The 25,800-nt window shown below is 68.4% G+C and carries 20 protein-coding genes, 1 tRNA gene and 1 pseudogene; 1 reads left to right on the top strand and 21 read right to left on the bottom strand.

Going from position 1 to position 25,800, the window contains the following annotated elements; genetic code table 11:
* Window positions 1–10 precede the first annotated feature (10 nt).
* A complete protein-coding gene (locus AC37TH_RS15580) occupies window positions 11–1,453 on the top strand; it encodes a helix-turn-helix domain-containing protein (protein WP_490765265.1) in 1,443 nt (480 codons plus the stop codon).
* A 56-nt stretch (window positions 1,454–1,509) separates the two neighbouring features.
* On the opposite strand, the gene AC37TH_RS15575 is transcribed toward AC37TH_RS15580, so the two are convergent.
* The 21 genes and pseudogenes from AC37TH_RS15575 to topA form a co-directional block, all read right to left on the bottom strand.
* Window positions 1,510–2,271, bottom strand: a complete 762-nt coding sequence (locus tag AC37TH_RS15575) for a 3-hydroxyacyl-CoA dehydrogenase (protein ID WP_490765264.1) — start codon at window positions 2,269–2,271, stop codon at window positions 1,510–1,512.
* A gap of 26 nt (window positions 2,272–2,297) precedes the next feature.
* A complete protein-coding gene (locus tag AC37TH_RS15570; RefSeq protein WP_490765263.1) occupies window positions 2,298–3,485 on the bottom strand; it encodes a thiolase family protein in 1,188 nt (395 codons plus the stop codon).
* A gap of 1 nt (window position 3,486) precedes the next feature.
* On the bottom strand, window positions 3,487–4,953 hold the full coding sequence (locus AC37TH_RS15565; RefSeq protein ID WP_490765262.1) for an NAD-dependent succinate-semialdehyde dehydrogenase: 1,467 nt from the start codon (window positions 4,951–4,953) through the stop codon (window positions 3,487–3,489).
* 65 nt (window positions 4,954–5,018) lie between these two features.
* A pseudogene (locus AC37TH_RS15560) lies at window positions 5,019–5,499 on the bottom strand (Lrp/AsnC family transcriptional regulator).
* Between the two features lie 49 nt (window positions 5,500–5,548).
* Window positions 5,549–6,310, bottom strand: a complete 762-nt coding sequence (locus tag AC37TH_RS15555) for an alpha/beta fold hydrolase (protein ID WP_490765261.1) — start codon at window positions 6,308–6,310, stop codon at window positions 5,549–5,551.
* A gap of 5 nt (window positions 6,311–6,315) precedes the next feature.
* Window positions 6,316–6,639 carry a biotin/lipoyl-containing protein gene (locus AC37TH_RS15550; RefSeq protein ID WP_490765260.1) on the bottom strand — a complete coding sequence of 108 codons (324 nt, stop codon included), beginning with the start codon at window positions 6,637–6,639 and terminating at the stop codon, window positions 6,316–6,318.
* Window positions 6,632–7,657, bottom strand: a complete 1,026-nt coding sequence (locus AC37TH_RS15545; RefSeq protein ID WP_490765259.1) for an alpha-ketoacid dehydrogenase subunit beta — start codon at window positions 7,655–7,657, stop codon at window positions 6,632–6,634. The genes AC37TH_RS15550 and AC37TH_RS15545 overlap by 8 nt, the downstream gene beginning before the upstream one ends.
* Window positions 7,650–8,681 carry a thiamine pyrophosphate-dependent enzyme gene (locus AC37TH_RS15540; protein ID WP_490765258.1) on the bottom strand — a complete coding sequence of 344 codons (1,032 nt, stop codon included), beginning with the start codon at window positions 8,679–8,681 and terminating at the stop codon, window positions 7,650–7,652. Before AC37TH_RS15540 ends, AC37TH_RS15545 begins: the two co-directional genes overlap by 8 nt.
* 143 nt (window positions 8,682–8,824) lie before the next feature.
* A complete protein-coding gene (locus AC37TH_RS15535) occupies window positions 8,825–11,062 on the bottom strand; it encodes an MMPL family transporter (RefSeq protein WP_490765257.1) in 2,238 nt (745 codons plus the stop codon).
* A 98-nt stretch (window positions 11,063–11,160) separates the two neighbouring features.
* Window positions 11,161–12,075, bottom strand: coding sequence for a hypothetical protein (locus AC37TH_RS15530; protein WP_490765256.1), 915 nt, complete (start codon window positions 12,073–12,075; stop codon window positions 11,161–11,163).
* A 71-nt stretch (window positions 12,076–12,146) separates the two neighbouring features.
* Entirely contained in the window at window positions 12,147–12,728 is a 582-nt protein-coding gene (locus AC37TH_RS15525; RefSeq protein ID WP_490765255.1) for an isochorismatase family protein, read from the bottom strand.
* Window positions 12,729–12,739: 11 nt separating this feature from the next.
* A complete protein-coding gene (locus tag AC37TH_RS15520; RefSeq protein WP_490765254.1) occupies window positions 12,740–13,678 on the bottom strand; it encodes a D-alanyl-D-alanine carboxypeptidase in 939 nt (312 codons plus the stop codon).
* Window positions 13,675–14,364 carry a D-alanyl-D-alanine carboxypeptidase gene (locus AC37TH_RS15515; RefSeq protein WP_490765253.1) on the bottom strand — a complete coding sequence of 230 codons (690 nt, stop codon included), beginning with the start codon at window positions 14,362–14,364 and terminating at the stop codon, window positions 13,675–13,677. Before AC37TH_RS15515 ends, AC37TH_RS15520 begins: the two co-directional genes overlap by 4 nt.
* Window positions 14,365–14,415: 51 nt before the next feature.
* Window positions 14,416–16,971, bottom strand: coding sequence for a PKD domain-containing protein (locus tag AC37TH_RS15510; RefSeq protein ID WP_490765252.1), 2,556 nt, complete (start codon window positions 16,969–16,971; stop codon window positions 14,416–14,418).
* A 264-nt stretch (window positions 16,972–17,235) separates the two neighbouring features.
* Window positions 17,236–18,348, bottom strand: coding sequence for an acyltransferase family protein (locus AC37TH_RS15505; RefSeq protein WP_490765251.1), 1,113 nt, complete (start codon window positions 18,346–18,348; stop codon window positions 17,236–17,238).
* Window positions 18,349–18,436: 88 nt separating this feature from the next.
* Window positions 18,437–18,512: transfer RNA gene (locus tag AC37TH_RS15500), tRNA-Thr, on the bottom strand.
* Window positions 18,513–18,596: 84 nt separating this feature from the next.
* Window positions 18,597–19,277 (bottom strand): TetR family transcriptional regulator, encoded by a 681-nt coding sequence (locus tag AC37TH_RS15495; protein ID WP_490765250.1) that lies wholly within the window; start codon window positions 19,275–19,277, stop codon window positions 18,597–18,599.
* A gap of 51 nt (window positions 19,278–19,328) precedes the next feature.
* Window positions 19,329–20,918, bottom strand: coding sequence for an alpha/beta hydrolase (locus tag AC37TH_RS15490; protein WP_490765249.1), 1,590 nt, complete (start codon window positions 20,916–20,918; stop codon window positions 19,329–19,331).
* On the bottom strand, window positions 20,915–22,135 hold the full coding sequence (locus AC37TH_RS15485) for a DNA polymerase III subunit delta' (RefSeq protein ID WP_490765248.1): 1,221 nt from the start codon (window positions 22,133–22,135) through the stop codon (window positions 20,915–20,917). Before AC37TH_RS15485 ends, AC37TH_RS15490 begins: the two co-directional genes overlap by 4 nt.
* Before the next feature lie 59 nt (window positions 22,136–22,194).
* Window positions 22,195–22,839 carry a dTMP kinase gene (tmk, locus tag AC37TH_RS15480; RefSeq protein WP_490765247.1) on the bottom strand — a complete coding sequence of 215 codons (645 nt, stop codon included), beginning with the start codon at window positions 22,837–22,839 and terminating at the stop codon, window positions 22,195–22,197.
* Window positions 22,836–25,697 carry a type I DNA topoisomerase gene (topA, locus tag AC37TH_RS15475; protein ID WP_490765246.1) on the bottom strand — a complete coding sequence of 954 codons (2,862 nt, stop codon included), beginning with the start codon at window positions 25,695–25,697 and terminating at the stop codon, window positions 22,836–22,838. The genes tmk and topA overlap by 4 nt, the downstream gene beginning before the upstream one ends.
* Between the last annotated feature and the right edge of the window lie 103 nt (window positions 25,698–25,800).

Genomic DNA, 25,800 nt, shown 5'->3' with positions numbered 1-25,800 from the left:
TCGTGAAGGGATGGAGCAGTCCACCGCCGACGTTGCGACACTCGGCCACCGCATCAGGCATTTCCGCACCCAGCGCGGGCTCACCCTCGACGAACTGGGGACGGCGACCGGCGTGGCGGCGAGCCAGCTGTCCCTGATCGAGAACGGCAAACGCGAGCCGCGCATCACACTGCTGACAACGCTCGCGAGCGCGCTCGGCGTGCAACTGGCCGACCTGCTCTCCGCCGAGCCACCGGATGAACGCGCCGCCCTCGAGATCGAACTCGCCAGGGCGCAGCGCGGCACCCTCTACGGCTCACTCGGGCTGCCGACGGTGAAGCCGACCAAGGGCACGCCGACCGAGACGCTGGAAGCCCTGGTCGGGATGCACAGGGAGCTCGGCCGGCGCGCGACGGAGGCCATCGCGACGCCGGAGGAGGCCCGCCGCGCCAACACCGAGCTGCGCGAGCGGATGCGCGCGCAGAACAACTACATCCCGGAGATCGAGGAGCTGGCGGAGGCGCGCGTCCGTGCGTCTGGCCACACCCACGGCGCGCTCACGCACCGCGAGGTCAGCATCATGGCCGAGCAGCTCGGCTTCGACCTGATCTACGTGAACGACCTGCCGCACTCGGCCCGCTCCATCACCGACCTCGCGAACGGGCGGATCTACCTGCCGCCGGCGAGCATCCCGGGCGGGCACGGCCTGCGCTCGATGGCGTTGCAGGCGATGGCGCACCGGCTGCTCGGGCACGAACGCCCGCAGAGCTACGCCGACTTCCTGCGGCAGCGGCTGGAGATCAACTACTTCGCCGCCAGCTGCCTGATGCCCCGGGACGCGGCGGTCGGCTTCCTGCAGCAGGCCAAGCAGGACAAAGACATCGCCGTCGAGGACTTCCGGGACGCGTTCGGCGTCACCCACGAGGCGGCGGCGCTCCGGCTGACCAACCTGGCGACCACACACCTCGACATGACGCTGCACTTCCTCCGCGTCGGCGACGACGGCGCGCTCTACAAGGGCTACGAGAACGACGGTCTTCCGCTGCCGACGGACGTGACGGGCTCCATCGAGGGCCAGATCGTCTGCCGCAAGTGGGGAGCGCGGTCGGCGTTCACACACACCAACCGCACTACGGAGATGTACCAGTACACCGACACCCCGGCAGGAACGTACTGGTGCGCGACGCAGACAGGGACGACGTCGGCAGGCGGGTTCTCGATCAGCGTCGGCGTGCCGTTCGACCAGGCCAAGTGGTTCCGCGGGCGCGAGACGGCGGCGCGGGCCGAGTCGCGCTGCCCGGACGAGTCGTGCTGCAAGCGTCCTGCAGCCGGCCTGGAGTCCCGCTGGGCCGGCCAGGCCTGGCCGAGCGCGCGGCTGCACGCGCACATCCTGTCGCCGCTCCCCTCCGGCTCGTTCCCCGGCGTCGACGACTCCGACGTCTTCACGTTCCTCGAGGCCCACTCCGCCTCCTGACCCGTCGTCCGATAGGCGGCTGCGGGCGAGGGCGATGGCGACGGCGACGGCGACGGCTAGCGGGGCTGCATGCGGATGGCCCCGTCGAGGCGGATGGTCTCGCCGTTGAGCATGGGGTTGGCGACGATGTGCAGGGCGAGGGCCGCGTATTCGGACGGGCGGCCGAGGCGGGAGGGGTGCGGCACCTGGGCGGCGAGCGAGTCCTGGGCCGGCTGCGGGAGCCCGGCCATCATCGGCGTCTCGAAGATGCCGGGTGCGATCGTGACCACCCGGATGAGGTCGCGGGCGAACTCGCGCGCGAGCGGCAGTGTCATGGCGGCCACCCCGCCCTTCGACGCCGAGTACGCCGACTGCCCGATCTGCCCGTCGAATGCGGCGACGGAGGCGGTGTTCACGATCACGCCGCGCTCCTCGCCCACCGCGTCGGTCTGCACCATCGCTGCCCCGGCCAGCCGCACCACATTGAATGTGCCGATGAGGTTGACCCTGATCACCCGCTCGAACTGCTCCAGCGGCAGCACGCCGTCGCGCCCGAGCACTTTGGCCGCCGTTGCGATCCCCGCGCAGTTGACGACCACGCGCAGCGGACCGAGCGACGCGGCGACGTCGACCGCCGCCTGCACCTGGTCCTCATTGGCGACGTCCGCCGCGACGAACCGCGCCGTCGGGCCGAGCGCCGTCGCCGCTTTCTCGCCCTCCGAGCTGGGCAGATCGAGCACGACGACGTGCGCGCCCGCCTCGGTGAGTGCGCGCGCGGTGGCGTTGCCGAGCCCGCTGGCGGCGCCGGTGACGATGGCCGAGCATCCGTCGATCTGCATGGTGTTCCCTCTCGAAATGGTTGCGGTCAGTGGAGGACTTCGATGATGGTCGCGTTGGCGGTCCCGCCGCCCTCGCACATGGTCTGCAAGCCGTAGCGGCCACCGGATGCTTCCAGCTCGCTCAGCAGTGTGGCCAGCAGCCGGGTGCCGGACGAGCCGAGCGCGTGCCCGAGCGCGATCGCGCCGCCGTGCGGGTTGAGCTTGGCCGCGTCCGCGTCGAACTCGCGCTGCCACAGCAACGGGATGGGCGCGAACGCCTCGTTCACCTCGTACGCGTCGATCTCGTCCAGCCGCAGCCCGCTGCGGTCGAGCACCTTCCGCGTCGCCGGAAGCACCCCGGTGAGCATCAGCAGCGGATCGCTCCCGGCGACCGCAAAGGTGTGGAACCGCGCACGCGGCCGCAGCCCCAGCCGCTCCGCCGCCTCCGCGCTCATGATGAGCGCGGCGGACGCCCCATCGGTGAGCGGGGACGAGTTGCCCGGCGTGATCCGCCAGTCGAGCTGCGGGAAGCGCTCGGCGAGCGCGCCGGTGCGGAACGACGGTTTCAGGCCGGCCAGCGCATCCACTGTCGTTCCCGGCCGGATGGTCTCGTCGGCCGTGACGCTGCCGCTGTCCGGGGTCGGCACGGCCACCAGCTCGCCCGCGAACGCGCCCGACGCCGCCGCCTCCGCGGCGAGAGCGTGCGAGCGCGCAGCGAAGTCGTCCAGCTCCGCCCGCCCGATCCCCCACTGCTGCGCGATCAGCTCGGCCGACACGCCCTGGTTGACCAGCCCGTCCGGGTAGCGCTGTTTCAGCAGTGCACCGCCGATGGATGCGTCACCCACGTTCGACCCCATCGGCGCGCGGCTCATCGACTCCACCCCGCATGCCACGACGATGTCGTACGCCCCGGAGAGGACCCCCTGCGCCGCGAACGCCGCCGCCTGCTGGCTCGACCCGCACTGCCGGTCGACAGTCACCGCCGGGACGCTGTCGGGGAACCCGGCGCTCAACACGGCCGTCCTGGTGATGTTCCCCGCCTGCTCTCCGGACTGGGTGACGCAGCCGCCGATCACGTCGTCGACGAGCGCAGGGTCGAGTCCGTTGCGGTGCAGGAGTTCGGCGAGCACCCCGGCGAGGAGGTCGGCCGGGTGGATGTCCGAGAGCGCGCCGCCCGGCTTGCCGCGCCCCGACGGAGTGCGGATGACGTCGACGATGACCGCTTCGGTGGCCATGTCAGGCTCCGAACGGGTCGGGGGTGAGCGTGTACTTGGTCGACAGGTATTCGTGGATGCCCTCCAGGCCGCCTTCGCGTCCGAGCCCGGACTGTTTCACCCCGCCGAACGGCGCCGCCGCGTTGGAGACGACGCCGACGTTCAGCCCCATCATCCCGGTCTGCAGCCGGTCGATCATCCGCTGGCCGCGCGCGAGGTCCTTCGTGAAGACGTAGGAGACCAGCCCGAATTCGGTGTCGTTGGCGATCCGCACGGCTTCGTCCTCGTCGCGGAAGCGCACGATCGAGAGGACGGGTCCGAAGATCTCCTCGCGCAGGATGTCGCTGCCCGCCGCAACATCGGTGACGACGGTGGGCTCGAAGAACGTGCCGACCCCCTCCACGCGGTTGCCGCCCGCGAGCACCGTCGCGCCGCGGGAGACCGCATCCTGGAGCAGTGCAGCGGCCTTGTCCACCGCATCCTGGTCGATCAGCGGCCCGATGGTCACGCCCTCCTCCGTGCCGCGGCCGACGCGCATCCCGCGCACCCGCTCCGTGACACGGGCGGCGAACTCGTCGGCGACGGCCTCGTGCACGATGAACCGGTTGGCGGCCGTGCACGCCTCGCCGATGTTGCGGAACTTGGCGAGCATCGCGCCCTCGACCGCCTTGTCGAGGTCGGCGTCCTCGAACACGACGAACGGCGCGTTGCCGCCGAGTTCCATCGAGGTGCGCAGCACGTTCTGCGCCGACTGCTTCAGCAGCGACCTGCCGACTTCCGTCGACCCGGTGAACGACAGCTTCCGGAGGCGCGGGTCGGCGATGATCGGCCCGGACACCTTCCCCGAGGTGGAGGTGGTGATCACGTTCACCACGCCGGCCGGGAGCCCTGCGTCCTCCAACATCTTGGCGAAGTAGAGCGTGGTCAACGGCGTGAGCGATGCGGGCTTCACGACCACCGTGCATCCGGCGGCCAGGGCGGGCGCGATCTTGCGCGTCGCCATCGCTAGCGGGAAGTTCCACGGCGTGATCAGGAAGCACGGACCCACCGGATGCTGGGACACGATCATCCGTCCGGTGCCTTCCGGGCTGGTCGCGTACCGCCCGGAGATGCGCACGGCCTCCTCGCCGAACCAGCGGAGGAACTCGCCGCCATAGGTCACCTCGCCGTTGGCCTCCGCCAGCGGTTTGCCCATCTCCAGCGTCATCAGCAGCGCGAACTCGCCGCGGCGCTCCTGCAGCAGGTCGAACGCTCGCCGCAGGATCTCCCCCCGGACACGCGGTGCGGTGGCCGCCCAGGCGTCGGCGGCCGCGACCGCCGCATCCAGGGCAGCAGCGCCGTCCTGCTCGGAGGCGTCGGCGATGGTCTTGATCGTGTCGCCGGTCGCGGGATCGGTCACCGCGATGGTGCGCCCGGAGGTGCCGTCCCGCCACTCGCCGCCGATGTACAACCCGCCCGGCACCTTCGACAGCAGTTCCTGCTCGTTCATGCGCGTCTCTCCCACGTCACAGCCCTCTCATCCGTCGTCACTCGCTGCCCGTTCAGCCGAAACCGTCAGCCGACGGCCTCTTCCACCGATGCCACCACGAGCGGCACCGCACGATGGTCGATCCTGGTCGCCAGCGCGATCACGGTCGACGTCCTGGTGATCCCCGGATCGCTCACGATCCGGTCGATCACCCGTTGCAGGTCGGCGTTCGACCGGGCGACGGCCCTGATCATCAGGTCGCCAGCTCCGGTGATCGTGTGGACCTCCAGCACTTCGGGGATCGCCTGCAGGTGTTCGAGCACCGACTTGTCGCTGTCGCCCTGCGAGATCTCCGCCGTCACGAACGCCGTCACCGGATAGCCGAGCCGCTCACTGTCGATGGTCGGTGCGAAATCCTTGACGATGCCGGAGCGCTGCAGCCGGTCGAGCCTGGCCTGCACCGTGCCCCTGGCGACGCCGAGCCGGCGGGACGCCTCGAAGACGCCGAAGCCTCGGCTCGGCGGTGAGCAGCGCGATCAGCTCGGCATCCAGCTTGTCGATCGACATCCGGCCTCCTTCGGTCCCCGCACATCGTACGACTGGAAAGTGCGATCGCCTACACGCTGACGACAGCTCCCAGGAACGGCAGAGCAGCCTGCTTGAACGCGCGCGCGCTCAAGGTCGTCACGTGGTTGCGTCGGGGCAGGACCACCAGTTCGGCGCCGAGCGCCTCTGCCGCCTCGTCGCGTCCCTCGGTCACCGGATCGACCTCGCCGACCACCAGCATCGTCGGCGCACTCGACGCCAACGGCAGCGGATGCGCGGCCATCCCGGACACGCACGCGGCGAGCGCCACCGTGTCGACGCCGGGCGCCTGGCGGAGTGACGACAGCAGCGGCGCGAGCGGCGACTCCTGCGGCACCGAATCCGCGTCGTCGAGCAGTGCGGAGCGGACAGCGTCCACGCCCCAGCGGGCGAACTGTTCCACCGTGCCGATGCCGCCGACGACCACCCGGTGGATGCGCTGCGGCGCCATCCCGACGAGCGCGAGCGTCACCCAGCTGCCCATCGAATAGCCGACGACGTCCACACGGTCGAGACCCTCCGCATCCAGCACGGCCAGCAGGTCGCCGGCGAGCAGCTGCGGCGAGTACGCAGCGGGATCGTGCGGCGCGGAGCTCGCACCGTGACCGCGCAGGTCGGGCACGATGGCGCCGCGGCCGGCCTCGGCGAGCGCCCGCACCCACCCGGTGGCCTCCCAGGTGAGGGAGCCGGTGGTGGCGAAGCCGTGCACCAGGAGCACCGGGTCGTCGCCGGGATGGCGTTCGTATGCGATGCGCATCCCGGTCGGTGTCGTCGCGGTGCTGATGCTGGTCACGGGTGTCAGTCCTCCGGCAGTTGCAGGCGCACGCGGCGCGCTGGCGCCTCCTCGACAGGCACGGTTCCGACGATACCCGCGGTGTCGTCGGCGACGGTGAACGTGATGAGCGACGCCCCCACCTCCAGGGTGTCCCCCTCCGCCGCGTGGAACCGGGTCACGGTCCCCGCCTGCGGCGACGGCAGTTCGACGGCCGACTTCGTCGTCTCGACCTCGACCAGCGGCGCGTTGCGCTCGACGAAGTCCCCTTCGGCGACCAGCCATTCCAGCACGGTCGCTTCCTGCAGGCCCTCGCCCAGGTCGGGCAGGGCGAACGTGATCTCAGCCACGGCGGTACTCCAAGGTCTTCTGGACGGCGTCCAGGATGCGGTCGATGCTCGGCAGGTACTCGTCCTCCAGCACCGGGGACGGGTACGGCACGTCCCAGCCGGTGACGCGCTGCACGGGGGCGCGCAGGTCGCCGAAGCAGCGTTCGGTGATGAGCGTGCTGACCTCGGCGCCGAGACCGGCGGTGAGCGGGGCCTCGTGCACGACGACGGCGCGCTTTGTCTTGGCGACGGAGGCGGCGAGCCCGTCGGCGTCGATCGGCTTCAGCCAGCGCAGGTCGACCACCTCGATCTCCACGCCGTCCTCCGCGCCGAGTTCGGCGGCCTGCAGGCAGCGGGAGACCATCGCACCCCACGCGACGAGAGTGACGTGCTTGCCCTGCCTGACCACCCGGGATGCGCCGACCGGCAGCCGCTCGGACAGCTCGGCCTCCTGCACGGCGGCCTTGTGCCAGTAGCGCGACTTCGGTTCGAGGAAGATCACGGGGTCGGGGTCGTCGATGGCTTGGCGCAGCAGCGTGTACGCCTCCGCCGGGGTGGACGGGGAGACCACCTTGAGCCCCGGCACGTGCGCGAACAGCGCTTCCAGGCTCTCGCCGTGGTGCTCAGGGGCGCGGATGCCGCCGAAGCTGGGGAGCCGCAGCGTGATCGGCATGGTGAACGCCCCGCGGCTGCGGTAGTGCATCCTGGCGACCTGGTTGACGATCTGGTCGATGGCCGGGTACGAGAACCCGTCGAACTGGATCTCCGGAACCGGACGCCAGCCTGCCATCGCGAGGCCGACGGCCATGCCCATGATCCCCGACTCCGCGAGGGTGGTGTCGAAGACGCGGTCGTCGCCGTACTTGGCGTTGAGCCCGTCGGTGACGCGGAACACGCCGCCGAGGGTGCCGACGTCCTCCCCGAAGACCAGGGTGCGGTCGTCGGCGGCGAGGGCGTCGTCGAGCGCGCGGTTGAGGGCACGCTGCATCGTCGTTAGTGTTGCCGCTCCGGTTGCCGTGGCGGTTGCAGTGTCAGACATGGCGCGACTCCTCCCAGGCCCGCTTCTGCCCGAGCAGGGCGGCGGGTGCATCGGCGAACACGAAATCGAACATCTCCTCGCCCGGCCGGCCGCCGAGCGCCGCGACATCGGCGCGGACGCGGTCGGTGAGCTCGTTGGCGGTGTCGGAGACTTCGGCGAAGAAGTCGTCGCCGACCGTCCCTGTGGCACGCAGCCGCTCCTCGCACAGCGACAGCGGGTCGCGGGCGAGCCAGCTCTGCTCCTCGTCCAGGCTGCGATAGCGTCCAGGATCGTCCGAGGTGGAGTGCGGGCCGAGCCGGTAGGTCATCGCCTCGATGACCGTCGGGCCTCCGCCTGCACGAGCGCGGTCGAGGGCGTCGCGGGTCGCTTCGTAGACGGCGACGACGTCGTTCCCGTCGATGCGCACCCCTGGCATTCCGTAGCCGGCCGCACGGGCGGCGACCGAGCCGCCCGCGACCTGCTTGGCGGTCGGCACGGAAATCGCCCAGCCGTTGTTCTGGCAGAAGAAGACGACCGGCAGCTGCGAGACGCCCGCGGTGTTCATCGCCTCGTGGATGTCGCCCTGCGAACTGGCTCCGTCCCCGAAGTATGCGATCGCGCATCCGCCGTTGCGGTCGAGCTTCGCGCCGAGCGCCCAGCCGACCGCGTGGGTGACGGCTCCGCCGACGACAGCGTTGATCGGCGCGAGCCGCGCGGCTGCCGCATCCCAGAGCCCGCCGTGCCAGGCGCCCTGGTGCGATGCGAGGTAGGCGACGGGGTCGACGCCCATGGCGACGGCGACGCCGAGCTCACGGTAGGTCGGGAAGGCGAAGTCACGCTCCAGGTCGAGCGCGGCGGCACTGCCCACCTGGGCGGCCTCCTGCCCGCGCATCGGTGCATAGCCGGGCACGATGCCCTGCCGCTGCATGGCGACGCCGTCGAGGTCGAGCCGCCGAACGGTCACCATCGTGCGATACAGCCGCCGCAGAAGGGCGGCATCGTCGCCGCGCGCGCTCACGGCGCTCTCGGAAGTGGTCAAGGTCATCTCGCCACTGTCGCAGGGGTGGATGCGGTGGGCAACACGCACAGCACAGGCTACTCACTCTGCTCATGGCGACGGTGAGCGCGACACCTTCACTGTGCATTCTGTGCAGTGAAGCGGCCGAGTGCGCGGCGGCCTGCTGGGTGCTACTCGACCGGCTCCACGACCGGCGCCGCCGCTTCCGCACCGCGCCGCTCAGGATGCGACGCATCCCGCCACAGCTTCGACGGCCACCAGATCGCACGCCCGATGTCGTAGGCGGCTGCTGGCACCAGCAGCGAGCGCACGATCACCGTGTCGAGGAGCACGCCGAACGCCACGATGAACGCGATCTGCACCAGGAACAGGATCGGGATCACCGCGAGCGCGGCGAAGGTCGCCGCCAGCACGACACCGGCTGAGGTGATGACGCTTCCCGTCACGCCGAGTCCGCGCAGGATGCCCGGCCGCGTCCCGATGCGGATGGACTCCTCCCGCACGCGCGTCATCAGGAAGATGTTGTAGTCCACCCCGAGCGCGACCAGGAACACGAACCCGAACAACGGAACCGACGCATCCGCCCCTGGGAAGTGGAACAGCCCGTTGAAGACGAGCGCTGAGACGCCGAGAGCGGCGGTGTATGACAGCACCACACTCGCGATCAGCAGGATCGGCGCAAGGATCGAGCGGAGCAACAGCATCAGGATCAGCAGGATGACCGAGAGCACGATCGGGATGATCTTGATCAGGTCGCTCTGCGCCGTGTCGTTGGTGTCGAGCGCGATGGCGGTGACACCGCCGACGAGCACGGTCGAGTCGGTCTTCGGCAGCGTCGCCCGCAGAGCGCGCACGGTCTGCTCGGCCGCGTCGGAGTCCGCCTCGGACGACAGGATCGCGTTGATGAGGACGCGGCCGTCCTTGACGATGGGGTCGGGCGAGAGCGAGCCCACCTGCTCACCGGGAAGGGTCGGCCTCGTGTTCCCGATGAAGATGGTCGCCCCGGCGATGCCATCAGTGCCCTGCACCGCCGAGAGCACCGCGTAGTCTCGGCCCTCCTTCGCCACGATGACGACGGGGCTGCCGGAGCCTGCATCGAAGTGCTTGGCGAGGATCTTCTGGCCGTCTGCCGCGTCCGACTGGGTGAGCACCAGCTGCGACTGCTCGACGCCGTTCGCCTTCAGTTGCGTCACACCGGCCGCACACGCGGCGAGCACGACGAAGGCGACGATCCAGGTCGCGCGCGGCCTGGTCGCGATGAGCGTCCCGACCCGGCGCCAGAGCCCTCCGATGCCTTCGAGCCCGGCGATCCGTCGCCCGTCCCGGTGAGTGTGCTCCATCGGTCGTTCGCCGACGAATTTCGGACGGAACGGCCAGAACGAGGCGCGGCCGAACACCACGAGCAGCATGGGCAGCAGTGTGAGAGCTGACAGCAGGGAGAACACGATGCCGATGGCCGCGATCGGGCCGAGGCTCTTGTTGGAGTTGAGGTCGGAGAACAGCAGGCAGAGCAGCGCCAGGATCACCGTGGCACCGGAGGCCGCGATGGGCTCCCACGCGGCACGCCAGGCGCGCCCGATGGCCGCCCAGCGCGATTCGACGTGTTCGAGCGACTCCCGGTAGCGGGCGACCAGCAGCAGCGAGTAGTCGGTGGCGGCGCCGATCACCAGGATCGACAGGATGCCCTGGCTCTGCCCGCTGAGCTTGATCCAGCCCCACAGCGCGAACAGATAGACCACCAGGATCGCGGCGCAGAGGGCGAAGATCGAGGTGAACAGCACGAGGAACGGCAGCACCAGCGACCGGTAGACCAGCAGCAGGATGACGAACACGGCGCCCACGGCCACGAGCAGCAGGATGCCGTCGATCCCGCCGAACGCGTTGACCAGGTCGGCGGTGAGACCGGCCGGCCCTGTCACCCAGCCCTGGGTGCCGTCCGGCAGGTTGTCCGCGACCACCGTTCGCAGATCGGCGACCACCGTTTTGACGTTGTTGGAGTCGGCGATCGGCACGATGAACTCGACCGCCTTGCCGTCATCCGACGGGATTGGGCCGGCGACGCTGGTCTGCGCAACCCCCTCCGGCTTCTGGACGCCGTCGACCTGGCCGAGCTTCACGCCCAGCGCGGCGTACTCCGCCAGCTGCGATGACGGGATGCTCGCGCCGGACTGCACGACGACGATCGCCGGGATCGCGTTCGAGTCCGTGAACTTCTGCTGCCAGTCCTGCACCTCGGTCGACTCCGCGCTCGCGGGGAGGAACGCGGCCTGGCCGTTCTCGGAGACGGACGAGAGCTTGCCGAACGTCGGCCCGCCGACGCCGGCGGCGATCAGCCAGATCACGATGACAACGGCGGGCAGCACGATCCGCAGCCAGCGCGCCGGAGTCCAGTCGGATCGGGTCTTCATCTGCGCCTCCGCGAATTAGCTAGCTAAGTTAGTAATCAGCTTAGCGCGGATAGCCTCCGCGACACCACCGGACCGTGGCTAGTCAATATCCTTGAAAACTACTTGACCTCGACCTTGCCGTCGACGATCTCCGCGCGCAGAGACGAACGGTAGGGCTTCACATCGACGGTTTCGCTCACCGGAGTGCCCTGATAGTTGAAGCCCGTGAGCGCTGCGCTCATCGCTCCTCCCTCGACAGTGAAGTCCTTCAGCGAGCCATCCACCGTCGGGATCACCGCGGGGTATTCAGCAATGGTGACTGCGAGGCTTTCGGTATCGGAGGACACCCACGCCTCGGGATAGTCGGCCGCGAGCCCGCAGTCCCGCAACGCGTCGCGACTCGTATTGACCCGGCATTCGTCGATTCGCGCCTTGAGCACTGCGGCGACAGCGTCGAGGTAGGCCCGGCTGGGGGTAACCTTCACGCCCTTTGGCTGCCCGGCACCGGATGCGACGGTCAGCCAGGCACCCTCCGAAACCGTGAGGAATTCGGTCGCGCTGTCGAGCTTGTACACAGCGGGATACGCGACCTGGGTGAACGTGCTTGGATCAAGGCTTCCTTCGAGTCCTGGCACGCTGAATTCAGCCCCGGACGCGTACGGCACGGAAACCCGGGGCGTCAGAGCCGTGGCCACATACCAACCATGGTCGTCCTTTTCGAGCGCGATGTATTGCTGGTAGCCACGTGAACCCAATTTGAACCTGACTTGAGCGCTCGCTGCGTCGCCGCGGCCCACCACGCCCCTGACGGAGAACTCCCGGATGCGTTCCGCCTTCGACAGCACCGCCTCAGTCAACATGATGTTGTTCTCGTCGGTCATATCGGTCCGCGCGATTTCGTTCGCGCGCTTCGCGTCGCCGTCTGCGATCGCCTGCACGTACTCTTTCGCAAGTGATTCCGCACCGCTGACGTCGCCGCTTCCACCCCCATCGTCGTCCCGCGCCGAGTTCACGAGCAGGACGACGGTGATCACCGCACCGCCCCAAATCTTGTGAACAGATAGCGTCAAGCCTACCGCACAAGAATGAAGGATCTAAAATACAGTCAGTCGGTCTCGACCAGCTCTGCCCCCGCGTGCGCCAGCTCGGCCAGCGCCGCTTCCGACGACTCCGGTGCGACCCCGGCGACCAAATCGGTGAGCACGCGCACGCGCTGACCGTGACCGAGCGCGTCCAGTGCCGACGCACGCACGCAATAGTCGGTCGCGATGCCGACGACGTCGATCTGGTCGATGCCGTGCTCGTCGAGCAGGTTGTGCACGCTCGACCCGGCCTCCGTATGCCCCTCGAAGATCGAGTACGCTGGCACGCCCTGCCCCTTCCGGATGTGGAACGTCACCGCGGAGGTGTCGAGCGCCGGGTGGTACTCCGCACCGGTCGTCCCCGCGACGCAATGCCGCGGCCAGGTGCTGACGAAGTCCGGAGCAGCATCCGTCGCGAAGTGGCCGCCGTTGTCGTTGCCGGCGTCATGCCAGTCGCGGCTGGCGAAGATCTGCGCGTACTCACCGGCGTGGGAGGCGAGATACCGGCTGATCCCCGCCGCGACCGCCGCGCCTCCTGTGACACCGAGCGCACCGCCCTCGGTGAAGTCGTTCTGCACGTCGATGATGAACAGGGCCTTGCCCATGGTCGCCTCCGTCACTGATTGGAGAGGTTGCCACCGCAGTTGTAGAAGCCGGTGACGAGCGTGTCGATCGCCTGCTTGGCATTGTCCCCCACATTGCCGAGAGCGAACACGGCGAAGGTCAGCGGAGTGCCGTCCGCGGCGTTCACGATCCCGGACAGCGTGTATCCGTTGTTGATCCAGCCGGTCTTCGCGAGCACGGCGCCCCTGGCGACCGCGTTGGCTCCGGTGAACCTGCTGTAGCCAGGGCCGAGTGTTCCAGACTGCCCGGAGACGGGCAGGCCGTCGTAGACGACGCCGAGGCCGTTCTGTTTGTTGAGAACCTTGATGAACAGCTGCGTCAGATACGACGGCGGCACGGCGTTGTCGCCGCTCAGCCCGGACCCGTCGGCGATGTGGATGCCCGTGGTGTCGATCCCGTACGGCTTCAGCGCAGCGAGCACCCCGGCGTTCTCGGCGTCGAAGGTGTTGCCGGCGCCCGTCTTGATCGCGACGAGCCTGGCGAGCTCCTCCATGATCGTGTTGTCGGAGACGCTCATCGCCTGGTCGATCAGCGTCGTGACGGGCTGGGACTGCACGGCCGCGAGCTGCTGGGCGCCAGCAGGGGCCGTGCCGGAGCTGACAGGGACGTTGGTGCCGAGGTACTGCTGGAAGTACTGCACGGCGCGGGCGACGGGGTCCGTGCTGCGCGGGGACTCGACGGCAGTGGGATCGTCCCTGTCGCCGTCGACCTGCAGCGCCGTCATGTACGGCGTCGAACCCTCGACCACGCGCTCCTCGCGTTCGTCCCAGCTCGGCTGCCAGACCGGTCCGCCGAACAGCGACGTGTCTGTGACGATCGAGGTGATCGGCTGGCCGCCCATCGCCTGGGTGACCTGAGTGGCGAGATCCTGGATCTTCGGGGCGTCCGTGTAGAAGGAGGCCTGTCCGTCCGGAAGGCGGGACAGTGTCACGTCCCCTCCCCGACGAGCACGATCTGGCCGGGAACACTGCCCTTCACGACAGTCGTGGACACGCGGTAGTCGGGTCCGAGCACCTGCAGAGCCGCGGCGGAGGTGAGCGTCTTCAGCACGCTCGCGGTCGGGCCCGGCGTGGTTCCATTGCGGTCGAACAGCACCTCGCCGGTGCGCGCATCCACCACCTGCGCTTCGAGGTTGCCGAGTCTGCCATCCTGCGAAAGCGAGGCGACCGAACAGGTGCGCACGCGGCTCGCGGCCGGTTGATTGGCCGGGACGGGACGAACGGGATCGGCCGTCTTGATCGGTGTCGGAGTGGGCGACGGGCTCGCGCTGTGAGTCGGAGCGCCTGCCGCCTCGGCCGGCGAGCCGACGGTCGCACCGAGAGCGACCGAGCCGGCGCCGAGGATGACGAACGCGGCGGACGCCCCGGCGATGATCCACGCCTTGGGGTGCTTCCTGATGGCCGTCAGCACTCCGCCGAGGCCAGCGCCCAGGCCAGCACCGAGTCCGGCACCGCCGCTCGTGCGCTCCTCCGACCGGCGCGCGGCGCGGGTCGACGAGGTGGCGGGCTCGCTCGTGTCGAGGGAGTCCGTCCGGGGGACGATGGTGGCGGGGGTGTCGGTCGAGTCAGGCTCAGAGCCGTTCGACATGCCAATATCGGGCTGGTCCGATTCGCGCATCCGGGTATATTACCTGCGTTTACTGGGAGCGCGACATCCGGCCGCCCTCGATCACGGCACGACGACCACCAGGTAGTCGTCGAATTTCACCGTCACCGGCGTGAGCGTCGCCGACGCCGACACGTACGAGCGGAGCCCGACGGAGCCGGATGCCTGCAGCGCGGCGGTGGCGTCTGTCACGCTCACCTGCCATGCCGCCGGTTCGGCCTGGATGGCCGGCCAGACCTTGGCGCTCACGGTGGTCGGCGACGTGCCGGACACCTGGACGCGCAGGTTCAGCTGCTGACCGGCCACGTACGTGAGTCCGGAGACGGGTACGGCTGCGATGGCGTTGCCGCTCTGCAGAAGCTGGACCTGCACAGCCCCGCTCGCGCTGATCCAGGCGCGTCCCTCGTAGCCGACCGATCCCACCTGCCGCCCGATCGCCGAGACGAAGATCCCGCCTCCGGATGGCGCGACATCGGTGGTGAAGGTCACCGTGGTGTCCGTGCGGTTCGCCGACACCGCGTTCAGCGTCTCCGTCTTGGTGAGACCGGCCGGGTCGATCATCTGACCCGTCCCCGATCCGACGACGTACGCCGTCGCGACCCCGGCGCCGGTCCACGCTCCCCCGGTGACCGCCGACCCCCAGCCATTCGCGACCGATCGCTCGAAAGCGTCTTTCGCCACGGTGCTGCCCGTGGTCGCAGTCACGGTGACCGGCTTGCTCGTGGTGGCTTGTCCACCGCGGTTGTCTGTGACATTGAGGGTGACGGTGTATGTGCCGGCCGCCGCGTATGCGTGACCAGCGGTGGCTCCCGTCGCCGTCCCTCCGTCGCCGAAGGTCCACGCATATGCCGCGATCGACCCGTCCGGATCACTGGATGCGCTGCCGTCGACAGAGACGGACAGACCGCTCGGCGTCGCCACGAACGAGGCGGTCGGGTTCTGGTTCGCCCCGCCGCCAACGATGGTGACGGTGTTGCCCGCGCGGTTGATCTGGTTGCCGTCCGGGTCCGTCACGTACAGCCGATAGGTGTGCTGGCTGCCTCCGGCGAGCCCGCTGTCTGTGAAGCCCATGGCCGGAGTGTTCCAGAAGGTGGAGAGCTGATTGGCCTGGTAGATCGGGCTGGCGGTGTTGCCGTCACGGACCAGCTTGTATGTGAGGTTCGTGTTGTCCTGGTCGTAGGTCGACGTCCAGGTGACCCTGGCCTGGCCTGCCGTCGTCGACGTGGCATTCGGTGTCATGGCCGTGTTGTTGTTCGGCCCCACCGTGCTGCGCACGACGTTGTCGAATGCGTACCGGGCGAGCCCGTATTGCGCGACCCCGTTCACGAACGGGAACTCGCCGCCGACGACGAGGTACTGGCTGTTGCCCGCCAGACTCCAGGCCGCCTGCCCCTGACCCGTGAACGACCCTGTCACGTAAGCGGGGTACCAGTTGAGCTGTGTCGGCGACGGCTGTCCGCTGAAGTTGAAGTAGCTACGGTTGCCGTCGTTCGTGAGCCTGCCGGTCGTCGCCTTCGAGAAGGCGATGGAGTGGTGGTACGAGCGCGGATTCGTCTCGGGGAAGGCGCCGACGTTGCGGCAGTCGTGCGGATGGCCGACCGCATAGAGCGCGTTCCCGAGCGGATAGACCGAGTACGTGTCGCCGTGGCAGTCTTCGAGCCAGATCAGCGCCCCCGTGTTCGCGTCCGCCGAGAAGCTGCCCTCCAGATTGCCCCCGGAGCCGTAGACGTATCCGGCGCCGTAGATTCGGTCGGATGTTGCAGCGAGCGTGGTGATGCCGGCCTGAACGCCCGCATCCCGGACGACCGAGTTGGCGGGGAACGGCAGGTTCGCCCCTGTCGTGCCGTTCAGCATGGCGAGACCGTAGTGGGCACTGCCGTTCATGTTCTGGAATCGACCCCCCGCGTACACCTTGGTGCCATCGGGGCTGACGGCCAGTGCGTCCACGACGTAGTCCGCACTGGCGGCCCACGTGGTGATCAACGACCCGGTGGCCGCATCGATCTTGGCGATATAGCCGCGGGTCGTTCCGTTCACGCTCGAGAACGTTCCTCCGGCGTAAACGGCTGTGTTGGTCGCTGCGAGCGCGCGCACTTCGCTCTCCATGATCGGCCGGAAGGAACTCACCACCTGCCCGGTCGCCGTACTGATCGCGACGATGCGGTAGTAGTTGCCGCCACCGGCCGTGGTGAAGTCACCCCCGACGTAGACGCGCGAGCCGTCCGGGGTGGCCGCGATGGCCAGTCCCTGCGCGTTCAGCGGCACATTGAAGCTGGAAAGGAGGGCGCCGGTGGTGACGTCGTACGCGAGCAGGTTGCTGCGCGGCGTGGTGTTCGACCCTGCCGGTGATCCTGCGGGTCGCGCCGTCGTGAACTTGCCGGCGACATAGACGGTGTTGCCGACCACGACCTGCGCCCAGGCGACGCCGTCGATCTGCGTAGTGGGGAGGGCGGCTGCGCTGACCGTCGGAGGGGTGGCCGGGTTGTTCGGATCGGGCGGCATGGTGTCGGCGCTGGCCGGGCCGGCGATCGCCAGTCCTCCGAAGACGAGACCGATGGCGGCCGCGATGGACGCAGCGACGCCGAGTCCACGGGACCGTGACAGGCGGAAAATACTCATGACAACCTCTGGCAGGCACGTCGTCGCACGGAATACGTGCGGGATGCGCGCCGAGGGCTCTGCGCTGCGGGTCACTGGTGTGCTGCGTGTCGCAGGCCTCAGGCGCTGTGTGAAGTTCCGGTTCGCGCTGTGGTCCCCGCTCCTGCTTACGAGTTCCGGCCGCGAGTCCGGCCGGTGTCAGCCCGACCAAACCTGAATGATTCTCAACTTGTGACCAGAGTACGCCTCAGACCGCCCTGTCGACCCCGTGCTGGCACGGATTAATCATGAGCCGTCGGGCGAGGGCGCGAGACGCGCTGGAGCCGCCACCGCCGGTGACGCCGTGACGCGCCCCCTGTTCCTCAGCCGCATTGCGGGCTTCTCGATCGCGTACCAGCTTCCCGTTGCGACAGCGAGGGTGATCACCGTTGCGACGATCGCGAACACGGGCACACCGACGACGGCGAGGCCGGCAGAGGCGAGTACCTGCTGGACAGGAAACGCGTAGATGTACGTGCCGTACGACACATCGTTCTGAAGACGCAGTCGGCGGATCTTCGTCAGAGCGCCGGCACCGATCAACCCGAACGCCAGTGGAATGGCGGCAACCACGCGATAGTCGGGCAGGAGGGCGGCCAGGGCGACGACCACGAACGCCCCGCCGATCAGCCACCCGTTGACGGGTATCAGGCGCCTGAACTGGTAGACCAGCGCACCGGCCGCGAACATCAGACCGAAGCGGGCCCCGTTCACCAGATAGAAGTTGCCTGCGGCGCCCAGATCCGTGGCGACCACCACGGCGAGACAGGCGAGGAAGACGGCCGGGATGGTGAGCCTGAACCTGAGCAGCCGCGTGAGCCCCAGCGCGAGAACGCCGAGATAGCACAGGAACTCCCACCACAGCGTCCAGAGGGAACCGTTCCAGACGCCCGGGTACGGAACGCCGGTCGGCGTCTCGCCGATGCCCGTCTCCGTGATGAGCAGCCCAGCGTTGTGCGTCACGTAGGTCACGGCGTCGGCGACGTAGCTGTCCGGGAACTGCTGCCTGGCCAGCAGGATGCCAAGGGGCGCGAGACCGACCGCGGTCACCAGAAGGCACACCCAGAACGCCGGCACGATGCGCAAGAACCGGGCCTTCAGATACGGCCACCAGCGCGGGCGGCGCATCCAGCTGGAGACGATCAGGAACCCTGAGATGGCGAAGAAGCCGTCCACGCCCCCTTCGCCCAGCAGTTGCGTGACAACAGTCCCCGGATGCGGCGCTCCCGTGATCGGGAAGGAGTGCCAGACGATGACACTGATCGCGAGCGTCAATCGGACAGCATTGAGAGCGTTCAGTTTCGGGTCGAACGCCTGGTCGAGTGTGCGCCCCGATCCTCTGAGGTGAGTAATGCTCATGTTGGCTGAGAGTACTCTCAATCAGTCCAACCGTTCTACCCCTTCCGAGGATGGAAACGAGAAAAGCCCCGTCCGGAGACGGGGCTGATGGAGCCGCCCAAGGGAATCGAACCCTTGACCTTCTCATTACGAGTGAGATGCTCTGCCGACTGAGCTAGGGCGGCGTGGGCCTTGCCCGAGGGGCGTGACGCACAGTCAGATAGCTTACCCGATCCTGGAGGGTGCCACTGACCATCTGAGATTGTCTGTCAGCGAACCTGGTTCCCGAGCGCCTGAAGCTGAGCGAACGAACTGCGGAGGCGATCGGCAAGCGGTTCGACGCCGCCGTGGTCCGCCCAGCACGACCAGGCGTGACGCATCCCGGCGAACGAGACATAGGTGACCAGGCGCGCACGCTGGTGAAGCGATTCCTGGTCTTCGGCGAGTTGCGGGTCGTCGTGGGCGAGGCGGCGCTGCACGATGGCGCTCAGGGCGTCCTCGAACTGGTGCATGCTCGCCATGCGCTGCGCGAAGAGCTCCGGGTTGTCTTTGAGGAGGGCACGGCGCAGGTTGTGGAGTTCGTGGACGCTCCTGCCGGAGTCTGCGGCCGCCGTCGGGTCGTCGTCCGTCAGCTCCACCGTATCGATCGCCGCCACGAGCAGTTCGCCGATGCCGTCGAGGATGGGTTCGCCTGGGCCGGCGTCGATGAACCGCTCGATGCGCTCCTCGTCCGGTAGCTCGGGGAGTTCGCCGATGATGGCGGACTCCTTGGACGGGAAGTAGTTGAAGAACGTGCGCGGCGACACGTTGGCGGCGTGGCTGATCTCGTCGATCGTGACGCGGTCGAAGCCGCGTTCGCTGGCGAGTTCGAGTGCCGCCAGCTGGATCGCGCGCCTGGTCGCGAGGCGCTTCCGCTCCCGCAGCCCGAGTTCCTCCTGCACCATGCTCATGGGACGATTATTTCATCGTCTGCAAAATTGCACCACTCCAGAACGGCATGTTCAGCAGGTCTTTCCGGCTTCCGGGATCGTGCCCTTCACGAGGAAGTCGTCGACCGTGCCGTTCACGCACGAGTTGGACTTGTTGTACGCCGTGTGACCCTCGCCCTTGTAGGTCAGCAGGTGACCGTTCTCCAGCTCGCCCGCGAGGTTCTTCGCCCACACGTACGGCGTCGCCGGGTCGTTCGTGGTGCCGACGACCAGGATGGGCGCCGACCCCTTCGCAGCGATCGGACCGCGCTCGACAGTCGAGGTGTACGGCCAGTTCGCGCAGCCGATGTCGCCGTATGCCATGTACTGGCCGATCACCGGCGCGGCCTTCGCCAGCTCCGCTGCTTGGGCGCGCATCAGCGTCGGGTCGGCGTCGTAGGTGTAGTCGAGGCAGTTGATCGCCATGAACGCCTCGGTGGAGTTGTCGCCGTACGTGCCGTCCTGCTGCCGGTTGTTGTACGCGTCGGCCAAGGTGAACGCCGTGGAGGCGCTCCCCTTCATCACCGAGGTGAACATGTCCGACAGGTACGACCAGGCCGTCGCGTCGTAGAGCGGGTAGATGATTGCGGTGACGAGCGTGTTCGCCCCGAGTTCACGGCCGTCCGAGTTGCGGATGGGGCTCTTCTCGACCGAGGCGAGCAGCTGGCTGATGGTCGTCATCGCGTCGTCGACCGACCCGCTGAACGGACATCCCTTCTGCGTCAGGCAGTCCTTGAGGTAGGCACGAAGCGCGCTCTCAAAGCCCTCGGACTGCACCTTGGTCACATCGAAGTTGCTCGCGGCAGGGTCGAGCGCGCCGTCGAGGACGAGACGGCCGGTCTTGCCGGGGTAGAGGTCGGCGTAGACGGCGCCGAGGTACGTGCCGTATGAGTATCCGAGGTAGTTCAGCTTCTTGTCGCCGAGGACGGCACGGAGCAGGTCGAGGTCGCGCGCTGCACTGACCGTGTCGACGTGCTGGAGCAACGCACCGGTGTTCGTGGAGCACGCCGAGCCGAAGGCTTTCGAGCTGGTCGCGTTCTCGGCGATCCACTGATCTGAGCCGCGGGTGCCCGGCGTGATGTCGTAGAGGTATGCGTCCATCTGTTTGGCGTCGTAGCACTTCACCGCCGTGGAGTGGCCGACACCGCGAGGGTCGAACCCGACCACGTCGAAATGCTGCTGCAGGGTGCTGTCCGTCGCATAGTCGACGGAGTCCCTCACGAAGTCGTAGCCTGAGCCGCCAGGGCCCCCGGGATTCACCAGCAGCGACCCCTGCTTCGTGCCCTTGGCCGTCTGACGGATGAGTGCGAGTTCAATCTCGCCCGCCGACGGGTTCTTCCAGTCGAGCGGCGCCTTGGCCGTCGCACACTGTTTGCCGGAGGCGCAGCTCTTCCAGGTGAGCACCTGGCTGTAGAAGGGCTGCAGGTCGGCGGCCACCTGCTCTGCGGCCGGTGTCGATGTCTGCGCCGTCTTCGCCGGGATGAACCAGGTGACGCATCCAGTGAGGGTGAGGGCCACGATCGCGGCGACGGCGACGAGAGCGGTGCGGGTACTGCGGCGACGCGCTCCGCGGCGGGAACCGGTTGCGTCAGAAGCGATGGTGCGGCCAGGGCGGGTGGTCACTGGTCGTTCCCCTTTCGAGCGGCACCGCCGCGCAGGATGGTCGTGAGCATGGCCTCGATCGCCAGTGCTGGGGCGACGTTGCCGTCGATCCTCTGCCGGGCGGTGGCGATCGCATCCATCGCCGCGAGCGTAGCCGCGGGAGTCGTGTGAGTGCTGAGAGCATCCAGCCTGTCGCGCAACTCCCTGTTGACGAGTTCGCTCGCGCTGCCGAGCTGCAGCATCATCACGTCGCGGAACAGCGAGAGCAGATCGACGAGGATGCGGTCGATCCCGTCGCGCAGGCTGCGCGTCGCCCGTCGTTTCTGGTCCTCTTCGAGCTGGCGGAGCTGCGAGCGCAGGGCGGGAGGGATGGTCCCGCCCGGTTCGATGCCGAGCGAGCGCAGCGCGTGCTCGCGCTCCTCGGCGTCCCGCTCCTCGGTGATCGCCTTGGCGTCGGCGCCCGCGATCTCGAGCAGGCTGGCCGCCGTGATCACCGCGTCGGACACCGACCGGATACGCAGCACCAGCTCCAGTGTGTCGTCGCGCCTGCGTCTGGCTTCATCGTTGGTCGCCAGCCGGTGCGCCATGCCGATGTGGCTCTGGGCGTGCCTCGCAGCACGCTCGGCGGTCACGGGATCGACGCCGTCTCTGCGCTCGATCAGGGCGGCGACGTCGGAGACGCCGGGGACTCGCAGCCGCACGGTGCGCACGCGCGAGCGGATGGTCGGGATCAGGTCGGCGTCGCTCGGAGCGCAGAGGATCCACACGGTGCGCTCCGGCGGCTCTTCGAGCGCTTTGAGGAGCACGTTGGAGGTGCGCTCGCTCATCCGGTCGGCGTCTTCGATGATCATCACGCGGTAGCGGCCGACCGACGGGGAGAACTGCGAGCTGGAGACGAGCGTCCGCACCTCCTCGATGGAGATGATCACGCGCTCCGTGCTGAGGACGGCCAGGTCGGGGTGGGTCCGCGCGTCCACCTGACGCTGCGTCGCCAGGTCGCCCTCCGGCGTGCCCGGGCTGAGCAGCGCCGTGGCGAAGGCGAAAGCAAGGTTGGACCGACCGGAGCCGGGAGGCCCGGTGATCAGCCAGGAGTGGGTCATGCTGCGGCTCATCGAGGAGCCGGTGGCCGCCGCTGCGCCCTCACCAGTGGATGCGCTGGGCGCCGACCCGCCCTCTGCTGCGGCGTTGAAGATGGCGATCGCGTCGTCCTGACCCGTCAGGTCGTCCCACACTGCCATGCCTCCCAGGCTAGCGGTCGCCACAGACACCGCCCGACGTGGGAGGAACGGGAGGCCGGTCAGACATGCGGTTCGAGCCGCGCACGGATGTCCGCCGCGATCTCGTCGACTGGACGCGACGCATCCACCACCAGGAACCGCTCGGGCTCGGCCTCGGCAAGGCCCAGGTATGCGGCTCGCACGCGCGCGTGGAAGTCCGACTTCTCGGCCTCCAGCCTGTCGTAGCGCGTGCGGGAGGAGTCGAGCCTGGCGCGCGCGGTGGTCTCGTCGAGGTCGAGGAGGATGGTCAGGTCGGGGAGCAGGCCCTGCGCCGCCCACAGGGAGAGGTTGCGGATCTCGACGGGGTCGAGAACACGGCCGGCCCCTTGGTAGGCGACGGACGAGTCGAGGTAGCGGTCCTGCAGCACGACCTCCCCGCGCTCCAGTGCCGGTCGCACGAACGTTTCGATGTGATGCGCACGGTCGGCCGCGTAGAGCAGCGCCTCGGCGCGCGCCGCGATGTCACCGCGGTGGTGGAGCACGATCTCGCGGATCTCGACGCCGACCTCCGTCCCGCCCGGCTCACGGGTGCGCACGACGGTGCGGCCGCGGCCCGCGAGCCACTCCTCGATCAGCTTCGCCTGCGTGGACTTGCCGGTTCCGTCGCCGCCCTCGATGGTGATGAAGAGCCCGCGACCGTCCCGCTCCGCGTCGGTCCCGCTCACTCGGCAGCCGGCTTCGTGGCCGCCGCCTTGCGCGTGGTGGTGGTCTTGGCCGCGGTGGTCTTCGCGGCAGTGGTCTTCGCAGCAGTCGTCTTCGCCGCCGTGGTCTTCGCCGGCGCCTTCTTGGCTGGGGCCTTCTTCGCGGGTGCCTTCTTGGCGGGAGCCTTCTTGGCGGGAGCCTTCTTGGCCGGTCCCTTCGCGCGCTTGTCGGCGAGCAGCTGCACGGCGCGCTCGAAGTCGACTTCCTCGACCGTCTCGCCGCGCGGGATGGTGGCGTTCGTCTCTCCGTCGGTCACGTATGGACCGAAACGGCCGTCTTTGACCTTGATCGGCTTGCCACTGACCGGGTCGGCGTCGAACTCTTTGAGAGCGCTGGAGGCACGGCGGTTGCCGTACTTCGGCTGCGCGAACAGTTCGAGGGCACCTGCGAGGTCCATCCCGAAGATGTCGTCCTCGCTCGGCAGTGAACGTGTGTCGGTGCCCTTTTTCAGGTAGGGACCGTATCGCCCGTTCTGCGCCTGGATCTCTTCGCCGCTTTCCGGGTCGAGCCCGACGGTGCGCGGGAGATCGAGAAGCTGCAGCGCTGTTCCGAGGTCGAGGGTCGCGAGGTCCATGGTTTTGAAAAGGGAGGCCGTGCGCGGCTTGACGGCCGCAGCCTTCTTCGTCGTCTTCTTGGCGGGGGCGGCGACGACTTCTCCGGTGGCCTGGTCGACGGTCTCCGCCGCAGACTCCGCGGCGGGCTCCTCAGGGTCGACCTCGGTGACGTACGGACCGAACCGGCCGTCCTTCGCCACGATGTTCTTGCCGTTCTCCGGGTTGACGCCGAGAACCCTGTCCGTGAGGACGGGCGCTTCGATGAGCTCGTGCGCCTTGGCGGGCGTCAGCTCGTCGGGGGCGAGCTCCGGCGGGATGTTCACCCGGCGCGGGGTCGCGCCTTCTGCTGCGCTCTCCTCTGCGACCTCGAGGTATGGACCGTACTTGCCGATGCGCAGTGTCACGTCGTCGTCGATCGCGATCGAGTTGATGCTGCGTGCGTCGATCTCGCCGAGGTTGTCGATGACCCGGCGGAGGCCGGTGTGCTTGTCGCTGCCGAAGTAGAAGCTGTTGAGCCAGTCGACGCGCTCCGCTTCGCCGTCGGCGATGCGGTCGAGGTCGTTCTCCATCTCTGCGGTGAAGTCGTACTGGACGAGGTCGCCGAAGTAGTCCTCGAGCAGACGGACGACGGAGAACGCCACCCAGCTCGGCACGAGAGCTTGGCCTCTGGGCGTCACATAGCCGCGGTCGACGATCGTGGAGATGATGCTGGCGAATGTCGACGGCCGGCCGATGCCGAGCTCTTCGAGCGCCTTGACGAGGCTGGCCTCCGTGTAGCGCGGCGGCGGGGTCGTCTCGTGGCCGTCTGCTTCGACGTCTTGAACGCTCAGCCCCTGGCCGGGCTGCAGCGGCGGAAGCTTCGCGTCGGCGGCGTCGGCCGAGTTTCGTTCCTCGTCCTTGCTCTCCTCGTAGGCGTTGAGGAATCCGCGGAACGTGATGACCGTACCACTCGCCGTGAACTCGCCGACGGTGCCCTCGTGGGCGCCTTCGGTGATCTTCGTCTCGACGGTGACGGACGCCGTCTGGCCTTTCGCGTCCGCCATCTGCGAGGCGACGGTGCGCTTCCAGATCAGGTCGTACAGCCGGAACTCGTTGCCACGAAGGACCTTCTCGAGCTCGGACGGCGTGCGGAAGACCTCACCGGACGGACGGATCGCCTCGTGCGCCTCCTGCGCGTTCTTGCTCTTCGACGCGTAGGTGCGCGGCTTCTCGGGCACCGTCTCTGGGCCGTAGAGTTTGGCCGCCTGGTTGCGGGCGGCGTTCGTCGCCTGCTGCGAGAGCGACGCGGAGTCGGTTCGCATATAGGTGATGTAGCCGCTCTCGTACAGCGACTGGGCGACGCTCATCGTCTGCTTCGCGGAGAAGCGCAGCTTGCGCGCCGCTTCCTGCTGCATGGTCGAAGTGGTGAACGGCGCCGCGGGACGACGAGAGTACGGCTTGGAGTCGACCTTGCTGACGCTCACGACAGTGCTCGGCAGCGAGATCGCCGCGGCCAGGCTGGTCGCCGTCTCCTCGTCGAGGGTGCGGGCGGACGAGGTGAGCTTGCCGTGGTCGTCGAAGTCGCGGCCGGTGGCGACGCGCTCTCCGGAGAGCCTGGCGAGCCTGGCTTCGAATCCGTTCGCCTCTTCCGGGGTGAAGTGCGCCGTGAGCCCCCAGTACGAAGCGGGAACGAACGCGAGACGCTCGCGCTCTCGATCGACGACGAGCCTCGTCGCCGCGGACTGCACTCGACCGGCAGACAGGCCGGGACCGACCTTGCGCCAGAGGACGGGCGACACTTCGTAGCCGTACAACCGGTCCAGGATGCGCCTGGTCTCCTGGGCGTCGACGAGTGCTGTGTCGATCTCTCTGGTGTTGTCGCGCGCCTTCTCGATGGCGTCCTTGGTGATCTCGTGGAACACCATCCGCTTCACGGGGACCTTCGGCTGCAGCACCTCGACGAGGTGCCACGCGATGGCCTCTCCTTCGCGGTCCTCATCAGTGGCGAGCAGGAGTTCGTCGGCGTTCTTCAGTGCACGTTTGAGGTCGGCGACCGTCTTCTTCTTCTGGTCGGAGACGACGTAGTAGGGCTCGAAGCCCTTCTCGACGTCGACCGAGAACTTGCCGAGGGACCCCTTCTTGAGCTCCGGCGGCAGGTTCTTGGGCTCGATGAGGTCGCGGATGTGCCCCACGGACGCCATCACTTCGTAGCCTTCGCCCAGATACTGAGCGATCGACTTCACCTTGTTCGGTGACTCGACGATGACGAGTTTCTTCGTGCCAGACACCTGACTCCTCTTATATGTACGCACTGTGTTGCAACAGTTAGACGTTCGTAGCGCGCTCCCCCGGCGCCGCACCCCTGCGGCGAGCGTGGGCCACACGGCCCGA

This window comes from Leifsonia sp. McL0627 (genome assembly GCF_058244615.1).
This window is presented reverse-complemented; position numbering and strand designations above follow the sequence as displayed.